This window comes from Acinetobacter sp. GRABPA_MV_2, assembly GCF_056725885.1.
This window is the reverse complement of the sequence record NZ_JBWZNA010000019.1, coordinates 1-19,216: the sequence shown is the minus strand read 5'-3', so window position 1 is coordinate 19,216 and position 19,216 is coordinate 1. Positions and strand designations below refer to the sequence as shown.

Annotated in this window: 18 protein-coding genes; 8 read left to right on the top strand and 10 right to left on the bottom strand. The window is 38.2% G+C overall.

Annotated features, from left to right (window positions below; genetic code table 11):
* Positions 1-208: 208 nt before the first annotated feature.
* Entirely contained in the window at positions 209-1,396 is a 1,188-nt protein-coding gene (locus ACXM0J_RS15050; protein ID WP_086265321.1) for an ammonium transporter, read from the top strand.
* Positions 1,397-1,533: 137 nt separating this feature from the next.
* Entirely contained in the window at positions 1,534-2,241 is a 708-nt protein-coding gene (locus ACXM0J_RS15045; protein WP_086265304.1) for a phosphatase PAP2 family protein, read from the top strand.
* A gap of 1 nt (position 2,242) precedes the next feature.
* Here the strand turns inward: ACXM0J_RS15045 and ACXM0J_RS15040 are convergent, their stop codons facing one another.
* From ACXM0J_RS15040 to ACXM0J_RS15015, 6 genes are all read right to left on the bottom strand, one after another.
* Positions 2,243-3,577 (bottom strand): ATP-binding protein, encoded by a 1,335-nt coding sequence (locus ACXM0J_RS15040; RefSeq protein WP_069141418.1) that lies wholly within the window; start codon positions 3,575-3,577, stop codon positions 2,243-2,245.
* A 23-nt stretch (positions 3,578-3,600) separates the two neighbouring features.
* The gene (locus ACXM0J_RS15035) at positions 3,601-4,275 is read right to left on the bottom strand and encodes a DNA-binding response regulator PmrA (protein ID WP_032006521.1); all 675 of its coding nucleotides are present in this window, start codon (positions 4,273-4,275) and stop codon (positions 3,601-3,603) included.
* Between the two features lie 14 nt (positions 4,276-4,289).
* Complete coding sequence (locus tag ACXM0J_RS15030) at positions 4,290-5,939, bottom strand: phosphoethanolamine transferase (protein WP_086265303.1); 1,650 nt, start codon at positions 5,937-5,939, stop codon at positions 4,290-4,292.
* A 180-nt stretch (positions 5,940-6,119) separates the two neighbouring features.
* Positions 6,120-7,436: a DcaP family trimeric outer membrane transporter gene (locus ACXM0J_RS15025; RefSeq protein WP_086265302.1), complete on the bottom strand. Its 1,317-nt coding sequence runs from the start codon at positions 7,434-7,436 to the stop codon at positions 6,120-6,122.
* 273 nt (positions 7,437-7,709) lie between these two features.
* A complete protein-coding gene (locus tag ACXM0J_RS15020) occupies positions 7,710-7,901 on the bottom strand; it encodes a hypothetical protein (protein WP_086265301.1) in 192 nt (63 codons plus the stop codon).
* Positions 7,902-7,974: 73 nt separating this feature from the next.
* The gene (locus ACXM0J_RS15015) at positions 7,975-9,234 is read right to left on the bottom strand and encodes an MFS transporter (protein ID WP_213034423.1); all 1,260 of its coding nucleotides are present in this window, start codon (positions 9,232-9,234) and stop codon (positions 7,975-7,977) included.
* Between the two features lie 127 nt (positions 9,235-9,361).
* On the opposite strand from ACXM0J_RS15015, the gene ACXM0J_RS15010 reads away from it, so the two are divergent.
* The 4 genes from ACXM0J_RS15010 (at position 9,362) to ACXM0J_RS14995 (ending at position 12,422) form a co-directional block, all read left to right on the top strand.
* Positions 9,362-9,988 (top strand): lysophospholipid acyltransferase family protein, encoded by a 627-nt coding sequence (locus ACXM0J_RS15010; protein ID WP_069141422.1) that lies wholly within the window; start codon positions 9,362-9,364, stop codon positions 9,986-9,988.
* Between the two features lie 66 nt (positions 9,989-10,054).
* A complete protein-coding gene (locus ACXM0J_RS15005; RefSeq protein WP_014207516.1) occupies positions 10,055-10,972 on the top strand; it encodes a patatin-like phospholipase family protein in 918 nt (305 codons plus the stop codon).
* A gap of 105 nt (positions 10,973-11,077) precedes the next feature.
* Complete coding sequence (locus ACXM0J_RS15000) at positions 11,078-11,539, top strand: NfeD family protein (protein ID WP_086265300.1); 462 nt, start codon at positions 11,078-11,080, stop codon at positions 11,537-11,539.
* Positions 11,540-11,567: 28 nt separating this feature from the next.
* Complete coding sequence (locus ACXM0J_RS14995; RefSeq protein WP_032006515.1) at positions 11,568-12,422, top strand: SPFH domain-containing protein; 855 nt, start codon at positions 11,568-11,570, stop codon at positions 12,420-12,422.
* 70 nt (positions 12,423-12,492) lie between these two features.
* Here the strand turns inward: ACXM0J_RS14995 and ACXM0J_RS14990 are convergent, their stop codons facing one another.
* The 3 genes from ACXM0J_RS14990 to prpF all read right to left on the bottom strand — a co-directional run bounded on the left by ACXM0J_RS14990 (position 12,493) and on the right by prpF (position 15,182).
* On the bottom strand, positions 12,493-12,861 hold the full coding sequence (locus ACXM0J_RS14990; protein ID WP_086265299.1) for an MmcQ/YjbR family DNA-binding protein: 369 nt from the start codon (positions 12,859-12,861) through the stop codon (positions 12,493-12,495).
* Between the two features lie 58 nt (positions 12,862-12,919).
* The gene (locus tag ACXM0J_RS14985; protein ID WP_032006512.1) at positions 12,920-13,831 is read right to left on the bottom strand and encodes a polyprenyl synthetase family protein; all 912 of its coding nucleotides are present in this window, start codon (positions 13,829-13,831) and stop codon (positions 12,920-12,922) included.
* A 163-nt stretch (positions 13,832-13,994) separates the two neighbouring features.
* Complete coding sequence (gene prpF, locus ACXM0J_RS14980) at positions 13,995-15,182, bottom strand: 2-methylaconitate cis-trans isomerase PrpF (protein ID WP_086265298.1); 1,188 nt, start codon at positions 15,180-15,182, stop codon at positions 13,995-13,997.
* A 378-nt stretch (positions 15,183-15,560) separates the two neighbouring features.
* On the opposite strand from prpF, the gene ACXM0J_RS14975 reads away from it, so the two are divergent.
* The gene (locus tag ACXM0J_RS14975; RefSeq protein ID WP_031946772.1) at positions 15,561-16,940 is read left to right on the top strand and encodes an amino acid permease; all 1,380 of its coding nucleotides are present in this window, start codon (positions 15,561-15,563) and stop codon (positions 16,938-16,940) included.
* A 79-nt stretch (positions 16,941-17,019) separates the two neighbouring features.
* On the opposite strand, the gene nudC is transcribed toward ACXM0J_RS14975, so the two are convergent.
* The gene (nudC, locus tag ACXM0J_RS14970; protein WP_086265297.1) at positions 17,020-17,799 is read right to left on the bottom strand and encodes an NAD(+) diphosphatase; all 780 of its coding nucleotides are present in this window, start codon (positions 17,797-17,799) and stop codon (positions 17,020-17,022) included.
* 287 nt (positions 17,800-18,086) lie between these two features.
* Between nudC and ACXM0J_RS14965 the strand changes: the two genes are divergently transcribed.
* Positions 18,087-19,216: cryptochrome/photolyase family protein (locus ACXM0J_RS14965; protein ID WP_479750620.1), on the top strand; the 1,130-nt coding region annotated here is incomplete at its 3' end.

Here is a 19,216-nt window from a genome sequence, read left to right as displayed (position 1 = left end):
CTGCTCCTCTTTAACTATATCGACGCACCATTTATCGCCAAAAACCCCTTATTTAATCCAAATTGGTGCGCTTATTGCATATTCACTTTTATGCAATTGAGTTTGTTTCGACAAACTTAGGTTTTTAGATTCCTTAAATCTATTTTGGTGCAATTTACAGACCCAGATTTGTTCCAAAATGGAATTTAGCACTTTTTTCGAGCATGCTATGCAAAATGTAGATCTATTTTTCTTATTACTTGGTGCAGTTTTGGTTCTTGCCATGCACGCAGGTTTTGCATTCTTGGAACTTGGTACGGTTCGCCATAAAAATCAGGTGAACGCACTTAGTAAAATTCTGACTGACTTTGCCCTTTCTGCAATCGCATATTTCTTTGTTGGCTACTACATCTCTTATGGCCAGCACTTCTTCCATGATGGTACGGTTTTATCAAGTGATCATGGCTATAATCTTATGCGTTGCTTCTTTTTACTCACTTTTGCTGCGGCAATTCCTGCCATCATTTCTGGTGGTATTGCAGAACGTGCAAAAATGCGTTCACAAGCAATTGCCACCCTTGCTTTAGTTGCACTGGTATATCCCTTTTTCGAAGGTATGGTCTGGAATGGCAACTACGGTCTGCAAAAGTGGTTAGAAACAACCTTTGGCGCAGCTTTTCACGACTTTGCTGGTTCAGTCGTAGTTCATGCCATGGGCGGTTGGATTGCACTTGCTGCTGTGATTTTATTGGGTGCGCGTTCTGGTCGTTATAAGAAAGATGGTCGTGTAAGTGCTCATCCACCTTCTTCTATTCCATTTTTAGCGCTTGGCTCATGGATTTTAATTGTTGGCTGGTTTGGCTTTAATGTGATGAGTGCGCAGCGTGTTGATGCTATTTCTGGGTTAGTTGCGATTAACTCGCTCATGGCAATGGTTGGCGGTACAATTACAGCCAATGCGATTGGGAAAAATGACCCAGGCTTCTTACACAACGGTCCACTTGCAGGTTTAGTGGCAATCTGTGCCGGCTCTGACATTGTTCATCCAATCAGTGCACTTGTTATTGGTGGTGCAGCTGGGGCTATGTTTGTTTATCTATTCACCTATACTCAAAACAAACTCAAAGTTGATGATGTATTAGGTGTATGGCCTTTACACGGCGTATGCGGCGCATTTGGTGGTATTGCAGTAGGCCTATTTGGTCAACAATGGCTGGGTGGTTTAGGAGGTGTCTCATTCATCTCTCAACTCATCGGAACAGCGCTCGCGATCGCTATAGCGCTTACTGGCGGCTTTATTGTTTACGGTTTACTTAAAGCGACCATTGGCATTCGCTTATCTCAAGAAGACGAGTTTCGTGGCGCAGATTTGTCTATTCATAAAATTTCGGCAAACTCTGAAGAGGGTATGTTTTAATACTTTCTAAAGTGCTCAAGGCGACGATACCTCTCGTCGCTTTTTTATTTTAAGGAAAATTGAACTTCTTTCTTCAGTATAGTTTAAGAGCAATTTAAGTTTTATTTTATGTAATGCCTTTACTCACAATCTAATTGATGTTGCATGACATGAATCAACAAAAACAATTTTTCCAAATTAATATCATCTTTCTTTTTCTCAGTTTTTTGCTGCTTTTAATCGTTTTTCCAGTGGGTGGGAAAATTGATATGTACCTCATCCAGCCTTGGATTGATTCAACAGGTCATTTTTTCAATCGAGACAATTGGTATCTGGAAAGACTTAATCATGAAATTGTAAAACAGATCATTACTGGTATTTATGTCATCTTTTTTGGCCTATGGCTTGCGTCATTTAAAATTGAGAAATTAAAGCCTTATCGCTGGCAATATGGTTATATGTTTTTTGTGAGCATGATTGGTAGCGGTATAGTTGGCTTATTAAAATCACAATCAGCTCATGCCTGCCCTTGGAATATGGTTCATCCGACTGCTTTAAGTTATGTATGGGATTTTACTGCTAAGCATGGGCATTGTTTTCCGGGCGGCCATGCAAGCGCTGGCTTTATTTTAATGACAGGTTATTTTGTTTATCGTCTTGAGCAACCGAAACGTGCCTATTTTTATCTCATTGCAGGCATTCTATTAGGCTTTATGATGGGATGGGCACAAATGATGCGTGGAGCACATTTCCTAAGTCATAATTTATGGACAGGTTGGGTCATTTGGGCGGTAAATATTTTATTTTACGCCGTTTGTATTCACCGCTTTGAATTTGAGAAACAAATCAAACAAGAACTTGCATAAATCAAGTTCTTGTTTCGTGAACATGTAAAATCTTTGGAAGTTTAACCAAGACCGAAAGTCCACCAAGCTCTAAACTTCGGTCTAGTGTCAGAGTCCCACCTAAACGTTGAGTTGCTCGGTCAACAATGGATAGACCTAAACCACTGCCCACTTCAAGGTGGTGGTGTACACGATAAAAACGTTTTAAAACTTTATCATAATGTTCTGGGTCGATCCCCGCGCCGCTATCTTCAATTTGTATACATGCATCGCCATCTGTAGCAGTGAAAACAGAAATATTAATCATTCCTTCATGAGGCGTATATTTGATTGCGTTATCAATTAAGTTAAAAATAATTGAATGAACAGTTGGCTCAACACTGTGCATTTCAATTGGTTCATTCCGAACAAAGCCCAAGTCGATCTCTTTTTGCATAGCTAAATTAACAAGCTGTTCAACACAATTCAAAGCGACATCATTAAGCTGAAAAGCTCTCGTCGGTTCAATCACACTTAAAGATACATCCTGCTTAGCCAGCGCTAAAAGCTGTGTCACCAAGTGCTGAATACGCGCTAATCCTTTACTCAAATTTTGCAGTGATTCATGCTCAGGAAGCTGACTAATTAAAATTTTAGTTTGTAAGTTTAGAGCAGTCACAGGAGTTCTGAGTTCATGGGCTGCATCTGCAATAAACTGTTTCTGCTCATTTTGCGCTTTAGAAATGCGCTCAAAAAGACGATTCATTTCATCAATTGTAGGTAGCAGTTCTTGAGGATAATCTGAGACTTCAATAGGCGTCAGCTCTTCTGAGTCACGATGAGTCAGTTCATTTTTAAAGTCATCTATCGGCTTTAAACCTCGGCGAATAATTGCAGCTAAAGCAAAAATAGCAAATGGTAAGATAATCAAATATGGAATGAACATGCTACCTGCAAGTTCCCAAGCAAAAGCCTCACGAACCTTTTCTTGCTGGCTAATCTGAATCTGGTAATCCTTTAATGGCAAAACATAGGTACGGATTAATCCATTACTGGTTTTATGTGAGTAAAAGCCAGCTTGTGTAACAGGTGGAACCAATAAATGGAGATGGTGTGATAAATGGGCTTGATCTTTATAAGCCCAAATATCTACAAATAGATCTTCTTCATGATAAGTTTTATGAAAATCGAACTCACTGCTTACTGTTTTCAATGGATATTCAGCTGTTCTTTCAGCCAAATAACGCATTTGCGTATCTAAAATTTCATCAACTTCTTGAAGTGCAACTTTATAAGCAGTAAAAATTAATATACAACCTAAAATGACACTGAAAATTGAGGTGCCCCAAATCAGCCGTTTTTTTAATGAATAATGCACTGTTAAGAAGTTCCAAAATTAAGTTACGATTGCCCTAAACGGTAACCCAATCCTCGAATAGTTCGGATAAAGTCTTTCCCGAGTTTAGCTCTCAGGTGATGCACATATACTTCAATCGTATTACTGGTCACATCACTATCGAAATCATATAACTTATCTTCAAGATTTGCTTTAGAAAAGATTTTATTTGGATGGCTCATTAAAGGAATAAGAATTGCCCATTCACGATTAGACAAATCAATACGCTGTCCTTTAAAGGTAGCAATGTGCTGTTCAACATTTAAAACCAGATCACCACTTTGTAAAAGCTGCTCATGATTCGCAAGCTGAGCCTCTACCCCACTACGGCGTAATAGCGCATGAATACGAGCGAGTAACTCATCAAACTCGTATGGTTTGATCAAGTAATCATCTGCACCGTGGTTTAAGCCATCAACACGGTTCTGTAACTGATCTCGTGCTGAAATAATTAAAACAGGAGTCGCTGCTCTTTGGCGGATTTGCTTTAAGACCTGCATGCCGTCCATCATCGGTAGCCCTAAGTCCAAAAGAATTAAATCGAATTTATTTTTAGCCAACTGGGCTAGGCCATCTAAGCCATTATTGACCCACTCCACTTCAAATTGATGATATTGCAGCAACGTTATTGTTGACTGTGCAATCATAAAATCATCTTCAATCATCAAGATTTTTGTCATGTTTTAGGCTCGCTTTAATTCACATGGGCACAAGAGTGCAACATATCCAGTTGAGGGTTGATGACCTGAGTTCTTACATCTAACAAACTTAATAAGCTTGGGAATAAATTATCCTGACTTAACTTTTCTTTCGTTTGTTGGCTTAAACAACTTACTTGTGCAAGATTATGTTGTTTCCATTTATCAGAAAACCACATTATCATTGGTACATGTGTTTGTTGACTCGGTGCAATTGCATACGGTGAGCCATGTAAATATAAACCATGTTCACCAGTTGATTCACCATGATCAGATAAATACCATAAACCTGTTTGATATTTCGATAAGTCTTTTAGATTATTAATGATCTGACTTAATACATGGTCTGTATATACAATCGTGTCATCATAACTATTTAATAACTCCGTTTGAGAGCAGCCCTGTATCGCATTAGTGTCACAAGTCGGTTTAAACGGTTGATATTGGGCAGGCGCACGCTTGTAATAGGCTGGACCATGACTTCCGACTTGATGTAAAACAATCAGGCGTGGACGGATGTCTTCTTTAGGAATAGTCGCTAAATACTCATTTAAGCTATCAATTAAAATATCATCGTAGCATTCGCCGTCTTTACACCATTTTTGCTTTAAATTTTCTGGTATTTGGTATTCCTCCACACGATCACAAGCCCCTTTACACCCAGAGTTATTATCAATCCAAGTCACTTGGTAGCCCGCACGCTTGGCAATGTCTAATAAACCTTCACGATGACTTGCAAGTTGTTCATCATAGTCAACACGTGGCATGCCAGAGAACATACATGGAACCGACACAGCTGTTGCTGTACCACATGAGCTAACTTGCGAGAAATTCAAAACCTCCTGTTTAGAAAGCTCCGGATTCGTATTTTTCGAATAACCATTTAATGCAAAACTTTCTGCACGTGCAGTCTCGCCTACAACTAAAACCATTAATTTAGGCAAGTTGCTTTGTACTTGCTGAATTTGATGAGCATCTTCACCATAGTGTATTAATGGCAAGTTCTTCTTAGGTGCCTTTTTATGATAATAAGACATTAAAGATGAAATACTATTTTGAGGTGAAATCATACCTTTTAGATCACGATGCTCACGAAAGATCGCTGCGAAATCAACATAATAAACAAATAGCAAAAGACCAACGATTGCGACAGAAGCAATGATTGAACTAATTTTTTTCAACAATAAATGAGATGTTTTTTCTTTTTTAAGTTTTACCTGAGTAATTAAAATAATAGGTAAAACAACAAAGAAAACTGTCCAGAGTCCAAAACGTAATGAAATTAGATCAGAAACTTCAGATACATCGGTTTGTATCATATTTTGAATCTGATCGGGCGAGATAATTACGCCTAAGGTATTCACGAAATAAGAGCTAAAACCACCAATCACGACCAGTAAAATTGCAAAAATTTTAGCGGTCCATTTCCAGTTTAAAATCTGTAAAATCGCATAATAAGCAGCAACCACAATAAGTACAGTAGCAGCTAAAAATAGAATAGCCTTTATTCCAAAATATGGAGTTAAAAGATGGACTTGGCGATAAAAACCAATATTTAGAATTGCCCCTAACCAACTGGCTATAATAAAGTTAAACATAAACAGTGAAATCTGTTTATTTTTTAAAGTGGAAAAAAAATTCAGCATCTTGGGTGACTACAATCTTTTTATGATGCTTTACTGTAGAAATGGAAACTTAAAAATGACTTAAATAAAAAATGATCTAATTCAAAGACCTTAATACATGCTACTTTTTTAAATTTTGTATAATAAAAAGACGAGGTTAAATTTAACCTCGTCTTGTGAGCTTTTAACTAAATATTGTTTTTAGAAACTATATTTAGCCATTAAACCAACACGGTTATCTTTGTAAGACTTACCATCAAATGTATCACGTTTACCGTTTACGTATTCAACACCTAAATCAATTGGTTTAACTGGTGTATAGATAAAGTTAATCCATGCTTGCTGAACTTTTTCATTCCCTGCTGCATATGCTTTAGCATAATCAGTACCATCATCAGAGAACTGAGCACCGTACGCTAATGTAGAACGTAAGTTAGGCAAAATCTTATACGTTCCACCCACTTGTACAGCTACAAATTCATTTTGCTCAATATCACCATCTACAATTGTATAGGCCTTATTACTACCGTATAGATAATTACTATTACCTACCACATATGATGCATCAGCAAAGAGTTTTAAAGGATCTGCTACTTTAAAGTCGGTACCAACAGCAACACCCCAACCAGTTTGGTTGTCACCACCAGCTTTTGATTTATAGTTTTCAACTAATGCACGAGCTGAAGCATTACCTTTTCCATCAGCATAACCTTGAGTTACTTTGGCAGTTAAGACTGGTAAGCTATATTTAATACTGTCATTTACCCAAGCACCATCTGCATCTTTTGTACCAGAAAGACCAGTGCTATCACCTTCTTCAGCAGCTACAAACAATTGAGTTGTTGGCCCAAGTTTATAGTTATAACGTACTTGTGGAACACGCGTTGTACCACCACCAATGTTTGTCGAGAAATCGATCATTTCTGGTGCATGGTTAGACAAGAAGTTTGAAGTTGTTTGACCAAACAACCAGTTGTTATACGTTAAGTAAGCATGACGAATACGTAATCCATCATTCGTACCCGCAAAGTCAACCTCGATTTTACCACCTACTTTGGCATTACTTACTGGAGCAGTAAAATCTAAACCAAGGCGAGTCGTTTTCGCTGTAGCACGAATTTTATCAGTCGCTTCACCTTTTGACTCAGCTACTTTATTGAAGTCATTATCTGCACCTTCAATAATATAGTTAGCATCTCCACGAACAAAACCATAGAGGTTCACATCAGCACCCGCTTTAGACTTTAATGATGCTAAAGGTGAAACTGGCGCAGCAGCTTGAGGTTGTGCCTTAACTTCTGCTAACTGTACTTGCTGTTGCTGCTGTACTTGCTGTTGTTGTTGCTGAACTTGACGTTGTTCTTGAATTAAAGCTTTAAGCGCTTCAACTTCTTTACGAAGCTGTTGAATTTCCGCTTTGTCGGAAGTCGCAGCATGTGCCCCACTCATCATTAAAGCTGTTACTGTAAGAGCTAAACTTTTAATAACGAAAGATTTACGATTAAGGAATAGATCCATCAAAAACTCCTAAAAATATATTTTATGTTGCCTATCCATGCCAAGTTGATTTACGCCATTAAATTAGGGGCTAAAAAATCAACTCTCCTCCACATTGGTTACATTAATTTTATTACCGCAACCAAAACCAATTTCAACGTTGTGCAAGACTAAAAACCGATAACCAAAGACATAAAAAACATACTTTGTCTTACAGATTTTTACCTTAACTTCATGTTGTAACGAATCCTACACAACTCTCTTATCTTATAGAATGATTAAATCGTTATTTCATTATTCTTTTTTAGACTTTAGGCTAATAACCAATCTAATTGAACATTTTTCTGTCCATTTTGATTGATTCACATGATTTTTATTGTTATCCAAATCCATTTTTTCTCCTTTTAGCTTCCATTTGCTACTCAAACAAGATGGCACAATTAATTGAGCATTAAAATAGCTAAAAATATACATTTTAAGAAACATAGACAAATGTATTAGAGCATACTTAGATTAATACTTAATCGACATTAAGTTTCTTTATTTCATTTAGTTAACTTTATTTTTCTTGTAGTTTCGCATGTTTCCAGAGGTAAATAGGCAGTAAACTGAGCACTCCAATAATGACAATAGCTATCAAATAATGGAAATAACCGAGCACATCTCCAATCACCCCACTAAAACTATAAAGAAGACCACTCACAGTCGCCATGACTGAAACCTGAAACGTAAAATCTGTCCCCGCATATTCTTTTCGACTGTAATACATGACTAGAGTCAACATAACCACTAACAGCATTGCCGAGAATGCATCTTCTAAAGCATTGACTGTATAGATAAACCAGACATTCAACTGATTTTTTTGTTCATAGGCATAGGCTAAATAAGCATAGGCTCCTAGACTCATAATTTTAAAAACTGAAAAAACAATTAATGCTATTGGTCTTGAAAAGTACTTAAGCACTCCTCCTGCAATTGCCGCCCCAGCGAGTGCGGCTACTGCACCTAGCATCGTGATATAAACACCAATTTGGGTAAAACTTAGCCCCATATCCACCATTAAAGGTTTGAGTAATGGCCCAGCTAAGCCGTCTGCTACTTTAAAAGTGATCAGCACCACTAACCAAGAACGGAGTTCTTTATTTTGAGAAAAGTAACTCAAATAAGCCTTAATTTTTGTGGTTAGATTTAGTTGATTAAGTTTGAGCTCGTGCTTTGAACGAGAAGTATGTTGAGGTTCTTTAAATAACCAAATAGGTAAAGTATTTAAAAATACTAAGGTTGCTAATAGCAAAAAAGTGGGTTGCCATGTTAACCAGTCTAAGCACCAAAGTACGGCGCCTCCCCCCACAATAAATCCTAAGCGTGAACCAATCACCTGAAATGTGTTGCCCCAATGCTGCTGGTCATGTTTCAACAAATTGACTGCTAAAGCATCGGTAGCAATGTCTTGTGTTGCTCCTGTTAAATTCATAAAAAGAAGTGAAATAAAAAAGGCGAATAAATAAATAGGTTGATCTAAAGCTTGAACGGGGAAAAAAGACAAAATGCACAGCACCCCCACAGTCAGAAACTGGGTAGGTAAAATCCAACTACGGTAGTGCCCTAGACGGGAAAGTGCATGTCGGTCGACCCAAGGCGCCCAAAAAATCTTGATTGACCACGGCAACATTAATAAGCCAAAGCCACCAATATGGGCGAGGGATACTCCTTCTGCCCTTAAGATCACAGGTAAAGCATGCGTCATGAACCCGACAGGCAGTCCTTGTGCCCAATATAAGGAAAATAGCAGAAGATAAAGATTTTGCTGCCGCACCATAGAAACCTACTTTTTATTTGTTTAATGAGGAATAACATCAAATGTCATTTTGTTCTTACATTTTGCCAATGAAGCATATATTTCAAAAGATTAAGATAAAACTAGGACAAGTTAAAATTTAAAAAATATGGATCAACATTTCCCTAATTTACCTGATTTGGTGCCTCAACGCGGTACTGCTTTAAGCCGAGCACTATTTAAAAAACTTTTTTTAGCGCAAGGCTGGACAATTGAAGGCGAAGTTCCTAATTTTCCAAAAGCAGTGGCAATTATTTCCCCTCATACTTCCAATATTGATGGATGGTATGGCTTTCTTGCAATTTTTGGATTAGGTATTCAAATTACGGTACTAGGTAAAGATGCCCTTTTTAAACCACCGTTTAAACGAGCTTTAGATTGGGCTGGAGTCATTCCAGTTAAACGTGACACTGCCAATGGACTTACTGAGCAAGTCGTTGCAACCATTCAAAACTATGACAAGATCTGGATTGGAATGGCGCCCGAAGGTACACGTAAGAAAGCAAAAAAAATGAAAAGTGGTTTTTACCATATTGCTGCAAAAGCTCATATTCCCATTGTGATGTTTTCTTTTGATTATGACCACAAGACTATTCACTGCTTAGGTCACCTAAATCCAAGTGGCAACTATGAGGAAGATTTAGAAAAGATTTTTGAGCGTTATGAAGGAAAAATTTCACCGAAAAATCGTAATTGGCTTGCTGAACCTTTACAAAATCTAGTGAAAAAAACCTAGTAAAAAATGAACAAATCTGGTCTTATGAGCCCTCTTCATTTATCTCGATGTAGATTATTTTTAAAGATGAAAATTGCTCAATTTGCCAGTATTGGATTTATCTCTCTAGCACTATTTGGCTGTGATAAATTTAGCAAAACACCAACACCGACAACCTCAATGAAAGCCCGTGAACCTGTGATTGCACTTGCTTTAGGTGGCGGTGGAGCAAAAGGATTTTCACATATTGGTGTAATCAAGGTTTTAGAGTCTCACGGAATTAAACCTAAAATTGTCACAGGTACCAGTGCCGGTAGCTTTGTTGGAAGTATCTACGCAAGTGGACAAACGCCTTATCAATTGCAAAGTCTGGCTTTGAAATTACAAGAGTCAGACATCCGTGATTTAACGCTTAACCGTCAGGGTATTATTCTCGGACAAAAGTTACAGGACTACGTGAACCGTAACGTGGGTAACAAACCAATTGAGAAATTCCCCATTCGTTTTGCAGCGGTTGCAACACGCCTTGATAATGGTCAAAAAGCTGACTTTATTAAAGGTAATGCAGGGCAAGCAGTTCGTGCATCGTGCAGTATTCCCAACGTGTTCGTTCCGGCAACTATTGGCAAACAGAAATATGTCGATGGTGGATTGGTTAGTCCTATTCCAGTTAAAACAGCTCGTGATATGGGTGCAGATATTGTGATTGCAGTTGATATTTCTGCACGTCCAGCAGGGAATCGCCCAGCCAATATGTGGGGACTACTTGATCAAACCATTAATATCATGGGTCAACAAAGTATTAATGAAGAACTCAAGCAAGCTAATGTAGTGATTCAACCTAAAGTTGGGCATCTAGGTACTCTTGACCTCAAATCAAGTAATCAGGCAATTTTGGAAGGTGAAAAAGCTGCTCAAGCGCAAATACGCCAAGTTGAAACTGCAATTGCAAACTTCAAAAAATCTCCAGCTGCATTTAAGCCTGCACCACGCCCTAAATTCTAATTGAGGTGGTTTTTTTCTATCCACACTCCCCATCATCTGCTACAGTGGTAAAAGTGATATTAAGTCACTTTTACCCATCATAAAGATATATAAAAGAGCAGATCTATGGAGTTTGTTATACAACCTTGGCACTGGTTTGTATTGGGTATATTACTTATTCTTTCCGAACTGATTCTACCCGCCTTTGCCGCGCTTTGGTTTGGTATTGCCGCCATTATGGTGTGCTTTCTCTACTGGTTATTTCCAGATATTAGCCTCACAACGCAAATTGTATTGTGGATAGTTCTGTCAGTGCTATGCACCATTCTTTGGTTCAAATTTATTAAACCATTATCAATTGATAAAACTAAAGCGGGATTACCCCGTGAAGCGACTATTGGTCAAATTGGTATGGTGATTCAAACTGGCCTTGATCATGATCAAATTATTGTTCGCTTTCCAATGCCTATTTTAGGGGCTGATGAATGGAACTGTCGAAGCACTAATCCGGTCAAAGTCGGTGATCGTGTGAGAGTTATTGATATTTCGGGTAATGACTTAATTGTCCAGTCCCACGGTACTTCATAAACATTAAAGATAAAGAGAGGGTATTTTCATGCCAGTCGGTACTATTATTGTTTTAGCTTTTTTGGCTTTTGTGGCTGTCACCATTTTTAAAGGGGTACGTATTGTTCCTCAGGGTTATAAGTGGATTGTTCAACGTTTAGGTAAATACCATTCGACCCTTAATCCTGGGCTTAATTTTGTGATTCCCTATGTAGATGAAGTGGCATATAAAATTACCACGAAAGATATTGTGCTTGATATTCCATCTCAAGAAGTAATTACACGTGATAACGCCGTATTACTAATGAATGCAGTGGCCTACATTAATTTAACCACACCAGAAAAAGCGGTCTATGGTATTGAAAACTATACATGGGCGATTCAAAACCTTGTACAAACTTCGTTACGTTCTATTGTAGGTGAAATGGATCTAGATGATGCATTGTCTTCACGAGATCATATTAAAGCCAAGCTCAAAGCTGCAATTTCTGATGATATTTCAGATTGGGGTATTACTTTAAAAACTGTTGAAATTCAAGATATTCAACCCTCTCACACCATGCAAGCGGCTATGGAAGAGCAAGCTGCGGCAGAGCGTCAACGTCGTGCTGCCGTTACAAAAGCCGATGGTGAGAAACAGGCTGCTATTTTAAGTGCAGAAGGTCGTTTAGAAGCATCTCGTCGTGATGCTGAAGCTCAAGTGGTCTTAGCAGAAGCATCTCAAAAAGCAATTGAAATGGTAACCAGTGCGGTTGGTGATAAAGAGATTCCTGTTGCTTACCTTTTAGGTGAACAATATGTGAAAGCGATGCAAGATATGGCGAAATCAAGCAATGCTAAAACTGTGGTTTTACCTGCCGATGTTTTAAATACAATTCGCGGTATTATGGGAAAACATAATTAATGTGTTTACTTTAAATAAGTATTTGAAAACAAAACGGCGACTACTATGTCGCCGTTTTTTATCTTTTATATTATTGGTTTTTTAATCTTTTCTGATCTTTCAAAGGGAGTTTTTTTACAACCAAATCATAAGAGTCGCGAATTAAATCTTGAAGTAAATCTCTTGTTAAGTTCTTATGCGGTGTAATCGAAATCCAGTGCTTTTTATTCATGTGATATCCCGGAATAATAAATGAATAGAGTTCCTGATATTCCTGACTTTTATAGGGATCACATTTAACATTAACCATTTTGACGCCAGCGACTTCTGCGGTCAACATGAACATTTTCTCTAAAATTTTAAAAACTTCATAGTCTGGCCCAAATGGATGGGTCTGTTGACTAAAGGGAAGATTACGCGCGATTTCAATTGCAGTTTGATGAAGCTGAGCACCATTCATTCTTTTCTCCCTTATTCATTTCACATGAATAGAAGTTATGAATATTGATTTAATATTATTAATTGGTACGCGCTAAAAGGAATTGTGAAATATCTACTAATTCTTTCGCATCGTCACCAAAATGCGCTAAGGCTTCAAAGGCTTGATCATGCAATTCTTTAGCATAGACCTTTGCTTGTTCGAGCCCCATTAGGGCTGGATATGTCGATTTTTGTACTTGTTCATCCTTACCTGCAGTTTTACCCAAGGTTTCGGTACTCGAAGTAATATCGAGAATATCATCTAACACTTGAAAAGCTAGTCCAATTGTTTGTCCATATTGACGTAACTTTGGAATTGCTTGATCTGTTCCAGAGAAGATTGTCACTGCACCCATCATAATGGCCGCCTGAATGAGCGCACCCGTTTTATTACGATGGATATTTTCAAGTTCGTCTTGAGTAATTTGCTTGCCTTCAGCTTGCAAATCTAAAACCTGTCCAGAAACCATTTTGGAGCTAGCAGTTGCTAAAATCTGCATTTGTTTTAATACAATCGCAGCATCAGTACCCTGCCCTTGTTCATCAAACAAACGGCTACCTAAAACCTCAAAAGCCATTGATTGTAAAATGTCACCAGCAAGCAAAGCAGTATCTTCACCAAACGCAACATGACAAGTCGGCTGACCACGACGCAGTAAATCATTGTCCATACAAGGCAAGTCATCGTGCGCTAGTGAGTAGCAATGAATTAACTCTACAGCAACCGCCGCACGACGAGCCGCAGCAAAATTTGGATTTGGCTGTAAAGAGGCAGTGGCATAACATAAAGCCGGACGCACACGCTTTCCACCAAGCATAACTGCATGGTGAACTGCACTTTTTAAAGGCTCTGGAATTGAGAATGCGGCCAGTGTCGTCAATAAATCTTGTTGAATACGTTGTTGAGCTTGTTTTAAAACATCCGCATTAACTTGAGAGAGTGATGACACAGTCGCCTCGATAAAATCAGTAGAGAAATTTTATTGAATGTTATGAAGCATTCATGCGCTACATCATACACGATTCACTGTGAAAAGTACTTGATGAGTTTTCGAAGGCCTAGGTAAAAAAGCCTCTACAAAATGGAGAGGCTTTTTCATTCTTAAGTAACTTTTAGAAACTGTCACCCGGAACGCGTACCCAACCTTCCATTAACACACGCGCACTACGACTCATAATGGCCTTTTTAACAACCCACTGGCCATTTGTAAGTTCAGCTTGAGCACCCACACGTAGTGTCCCAGATGGATGCCCGAAACGTACTGCTTCACGCTCACCGCCACCAGCTGCTAAATTTACTAAAGTGCCTGGAATCGCAGCCGCTGTACCAATTGCTACCGCTGCTGTTCCCATCATGGCATGGTGAAGTTTACCCATCGACAAAGCTCGAACCAGTAAATCAACATCATTCTCTGAAACGTTTTTACCGCTTGATGCTGTGTAATTTTTTGGTTTAGAGACAAAAGCAATTTTTGGTGTGTGCTGACGCGCTGCTGCTTCTGAAATATCTTTAATTAAGCCCATCTGAACTGCGCCATAGGCACGAATTTTTTCAAAACGTGCCAATGCAGTTGCGTCACTATTAATATGATCTTGTAACTCAGTACCTTCGTATCCTAAATCTTCTGCATTTAAGAAAATGGTTGGAATACCAGCATTAATAAATGTGGCTTGAAAACTACCAATCTCTGGAACATCTAATTGGTCAACAACATTCCCTGTCGGGAACATATCACCGCCCTCTTCACCATCATCGGCAGGATCTAAAAACTCAATTTGGACCTCAGCGGCAGGGAAAGTCACCCCATCCAGTTCAAAATCTCCAGTTTCTTGGACCTGTCCATTGGTAATAGGCACATGCGCAATAATGGTTTTTTGAATATTTTTTTGCCAAATTCGAACCGTGCATAGGCCATTTTCTGGAATACGATCGGCATCAACTAAGCCATTTGAAATCGCAAAAGAGCCAACCGCAGCGGTTAAATTACCGCAGTTACCACTCCAATCTACAAAAGCCTGATTAATTGAAACCTGACCAAACAAATAATCAACATCATGATCTGGCTGAGTGCTTTTAGCGAGAATAACAGTTTTGCTGGTACTCGAAGTGGCACCACCCATCCCATCAATTTGTTTTCCATAAGGATCTGGACTACCAATTACACGTAGTAAGAGCTGATCTCTTGCTTGACCTGCAACTTGGGCTTTTTCGGGCAAATCATCAAGCTTAAAAAAGACACCTTTACTCGTTCCACCACGCATATAAGTTGCTGGAATTTTAATTTGCGGTACTGAGCTCATATCAACTGTTATCCTTACTATTATGTTCTTCTATATCAAAACAAGCATTCTTGTTTACCTTTCTCTGCATCTTAAATTGTTTTAAGGCCAAGAGATAGCGATCTGCTTCATACATCAATCGTATTGACGCGAGTATATTTTGTGAATTTAACAATATGCTTGCAATGACTTAATCTAAGCAAAATCTAAGAAAAAAAGTCTATCTGAAATTATATTTTTTAGAGTACTTTTCACTCGAAATAGAAATATTAAAAGCAACATCATGATTTTAAATATTTTTTACAATTACTTTTCAGTCACGCCTTATTAATTTGTAGTCTAGGCTAAAATAACTCCATCTATTAGAATAATTTACTTATTCATAGTGAGTGAAGACCTTTGACCAACGAATCTTCTACACTTCAACGAGGACTAAAAAATCGACATATCCAATTAATTGCTATGGGTGGAGCAATTGGTACCGGATTATTTTTAGGCTCGGCGCAAGTGATTCAATCTGCGGGACCATCCATTATTTTAGGATATGCCATTGGTGGCTTAATTGCTTTTTTAATTATGCGCCACCTGGGAGAAATGATTGTTGAAGAACCTGTTGCAGGATCGTTCAGCCATTTTGCGTATAAATACTGGGGGAAATTTCCCGGATTTTTAACCGGATGGAATTATTGGATACTCTATGTTCTGGTTGCGATGAGTGAACTCACCGCAGTGGCCAAATATATTAATTATTGGTGGCCTCATATTCCAGCGTGGACGTCTGTCTTATTTTTCTTTGTCGTGATTACGGCAATTAACCTAACAAACGTCAAATTTTATGGTGAGTCCGAATTCTGGCTCGCTATTATTAAAGTTGCTGCGGTCATCTCTATGATTGTTTTTGGACTCTATTTGCTATTTACAGCAGATGTAGGCTCAAATATTTCATTTAGTAACCTTTGGTCTCATGGTGGATTTTTTCCAAATGGCTTTAGCGGCCTCTTCTATATGTTGGCTTTCTTGATGTTCGCCTTTGGTGGTATCGAACTGATTGGTATGGCCGCAGCAGAAGCAAAAGATCCGAAAAAAACGATTCCAAAAGCAATTAACCAAGTCGTTTTCCGTATCTTGATTTTCTATATCGGTTCATTGGCAATTTTACTTTCATTAGTGCCGTGGAACCAATTAGATCTTGGCGGTCTCGACAAAAGTCCATTTGTTATGATTTTTAGTCAAATGGGAATTGGTTGGGCTGCACACTTACTGAACTTTATTATTTTAACTGCTGCACTATCTGTTTATAACAGTGGGATGTTTGCAAATAGCCGTATGCTATACAGTCTCGCTCAACAAGGTAATGCACCAAAAGTTTTTGCAAAAACCAATAAACAAGGGGTTCCTATTCCCGCTGTTCTGCTTTCTGCTTTATTAATCTTTGGTTGCGTTCTTTTAAATTACTTTGTACCTGAAGATGCTCTTGGACATCTTATGTATGTTGTGGTTGGTGCACTGGTTCTAAACTGGGCAATGATATCAATTACACATTTGAAGTATAGACGCTTTGTTAAGCACGCGAATATTAAGACATCTTTTCCAGCGTTATGGTCACCTTTTAGTAATTACCTAGTTTTAGCCTTTATTGCTGTGGTTCTCTATATTATGTGGACTCAAGGCTTCAAAGAGTCAGTAATGATGATCCCTATTTGGATTACAGCAATGCTTGTACTTTTTGACTATTTAAATCCTAAAAAATTAGATTCCATTGAGAATCCGGAAGAATAAATAAATCTAAAAAGCCATTGTCTAGACAATGGCTTTTTTATTTAAAAATATAAGATTAAAGCCATATCTGAATCTCAGTTTAAAGCCACTGTTTCGTATCATCAGCGACAGGTGTGCCATGAATAACGTGCATAATCATTGCATGAGCAATACTGCCCTTAAATGGAATTTCAGGTAATTGATTAAATTTGAAAAACTGAGCATCGCTAAGTTCTTTCTCCTGAATTTCAATTTCGCCCGCTTCATATTCAGCTTTAAAAGCCAACATTAAGTTACTCGGAAATGGCCATGGTTGACTCGCCAAATACTGAATATTCTTAATGTGTAATCCAACTTCTTCTAATGTTTCACGTCGAACAGCATCTTCTAGTGTTTCCCCTACCTCGACAAAGCCAGCAATTAAACTGTACATCTGGCTCGTATTTCTAGCATTTTTAGCCAGCAAAATCTCGTCCTCACCACGCGTAATAATGGTAATTACACAAGGATTGACCCTAGGATATTGACTAAAATTACATGCTGGACAAGTCATTGAATATTCTGTCTTATGCTGCTGGGTTTTATGTCCGCAACGACTACAAAACTGATGATTACGGCGCCACTCTAGCAACTGAAAAGCGCGACTTGCCTGCTCAAACTGCGGTTTAGTCCAATACTGTAAAAGTTGGCGAATGGGTATGAACTGATATCCATTTGGTATAAGTTCGCTTTCTTGGAAATCTCTTGCTATTACTAGAGGGTCTGCTTGTATATGTAAATCATATTCCTGCTGTTCAAGGCAAGGTAGATTAAAATTCGCATCAACCAAAAGTTGTTGCTGCTGAAAAATATAAGCAATAGGAAGGTTGTTGGTATCCATTTATATACTCGAGTGAAGAACCTTTCGATGGCCTCTATTGCTCCTTCAAAAGGATCAAGCTTAAACATATTTTTTTAAAATCTTACGCATATTGGCAAACACCTTCAATTTATTTAATTTGTATCTTTTTGATTAAAATCACATTTTATTCACATGCGTTATGCTTTTAAGTTATGTCTATCTCTTTATAACTAAATGACTCGTGATGAACTTAGAAGCTCTGCTTCACATAAAATTGATCTCTGAAAATATAGACTAGTTTTAGTTCCATCTCATGAAGCAAAAATATGCGATTTGGTTTAATTCTGGGTGATCAATTAAATCACCAACTCGCAACGCTCAAGTATTTAAACCGAAATGAAGACGTTATTTTGATGGCTGAAGTACTTGAGGAAACATCTTATGTTGCTCATCATCCACAAAAAATAGCGCTGATTTTTAGTGCAATGCGTCACTTTGCAAAAGAATTAAAAGCACAGGGCTGGAAAATCCGTTATCACACATTTAAGCGCGAAAGTCATATAAAAAAGTTAGTCGACTTTATTGCTTTGCAGCAGCAACACTTCTCGGCGAATACTCTCGTCATTACCCAATGCGGTGAGTATCGCTTACAACATGAAATCGAAACTTCATGGGCTAACAAGCTAAAACTACCTGTTATGTGTCTAGAAGATGATCGCTTTTTTTATACTGTAGAACAATTCAAGCGATGGGCAAACAAATATAAAACGCTAAGAATGGAATACTTTTATCGAGAAATGCGCAAGCAAACTCACTATTTAATGCATGACCAACAACCCGTTGGCGGGCAATGGAACTTTGATCAAGCCAATCGAAAAGCGTGGTTAGGCAATCCATCTTTGCCATCAAAATTAGCCTTTGAGCATGATCAAATTGATATAGATGTTATTCAACTGGTCAAGAAAGAATTTTCACAACATATCGGCAATATCAACTCCTTTCAATGGGCAACTACCCGTCAAAATGCCCTACTTGCTCTAGATCATTTTATTTCTAACATCTTACCTCACTTTGGCGATTATCAAGATGCTATGGTTTATGGTTCAGATTTTATGTTTCATAGTCTGCTCTCACCTTATTTAAATTGTGGATTGTTGTTGCCAAAAGAAGTGTGTGACGCTGCTCAAACAGCCTATTACAGCAGACAGGCTCCCTTAAATGCAGTAGAAGGATTTATTCGGCAGATATTAGGGTGGCGGGAATATGTGCGTGGAATATATTGGTTATCTATGCCTGACTATAGCGATCAAAATATCCTTCATGCCAGCACGCCGCTGCCACAATATTACTGGACGGGTAATACAAAAATGGCATGTATGGCCGAGTGTTTCAGAAATACCTTTGCACATGGCTATGCTCACCATATTCAGCGTTTAATGATTACAGGCAACTTTGC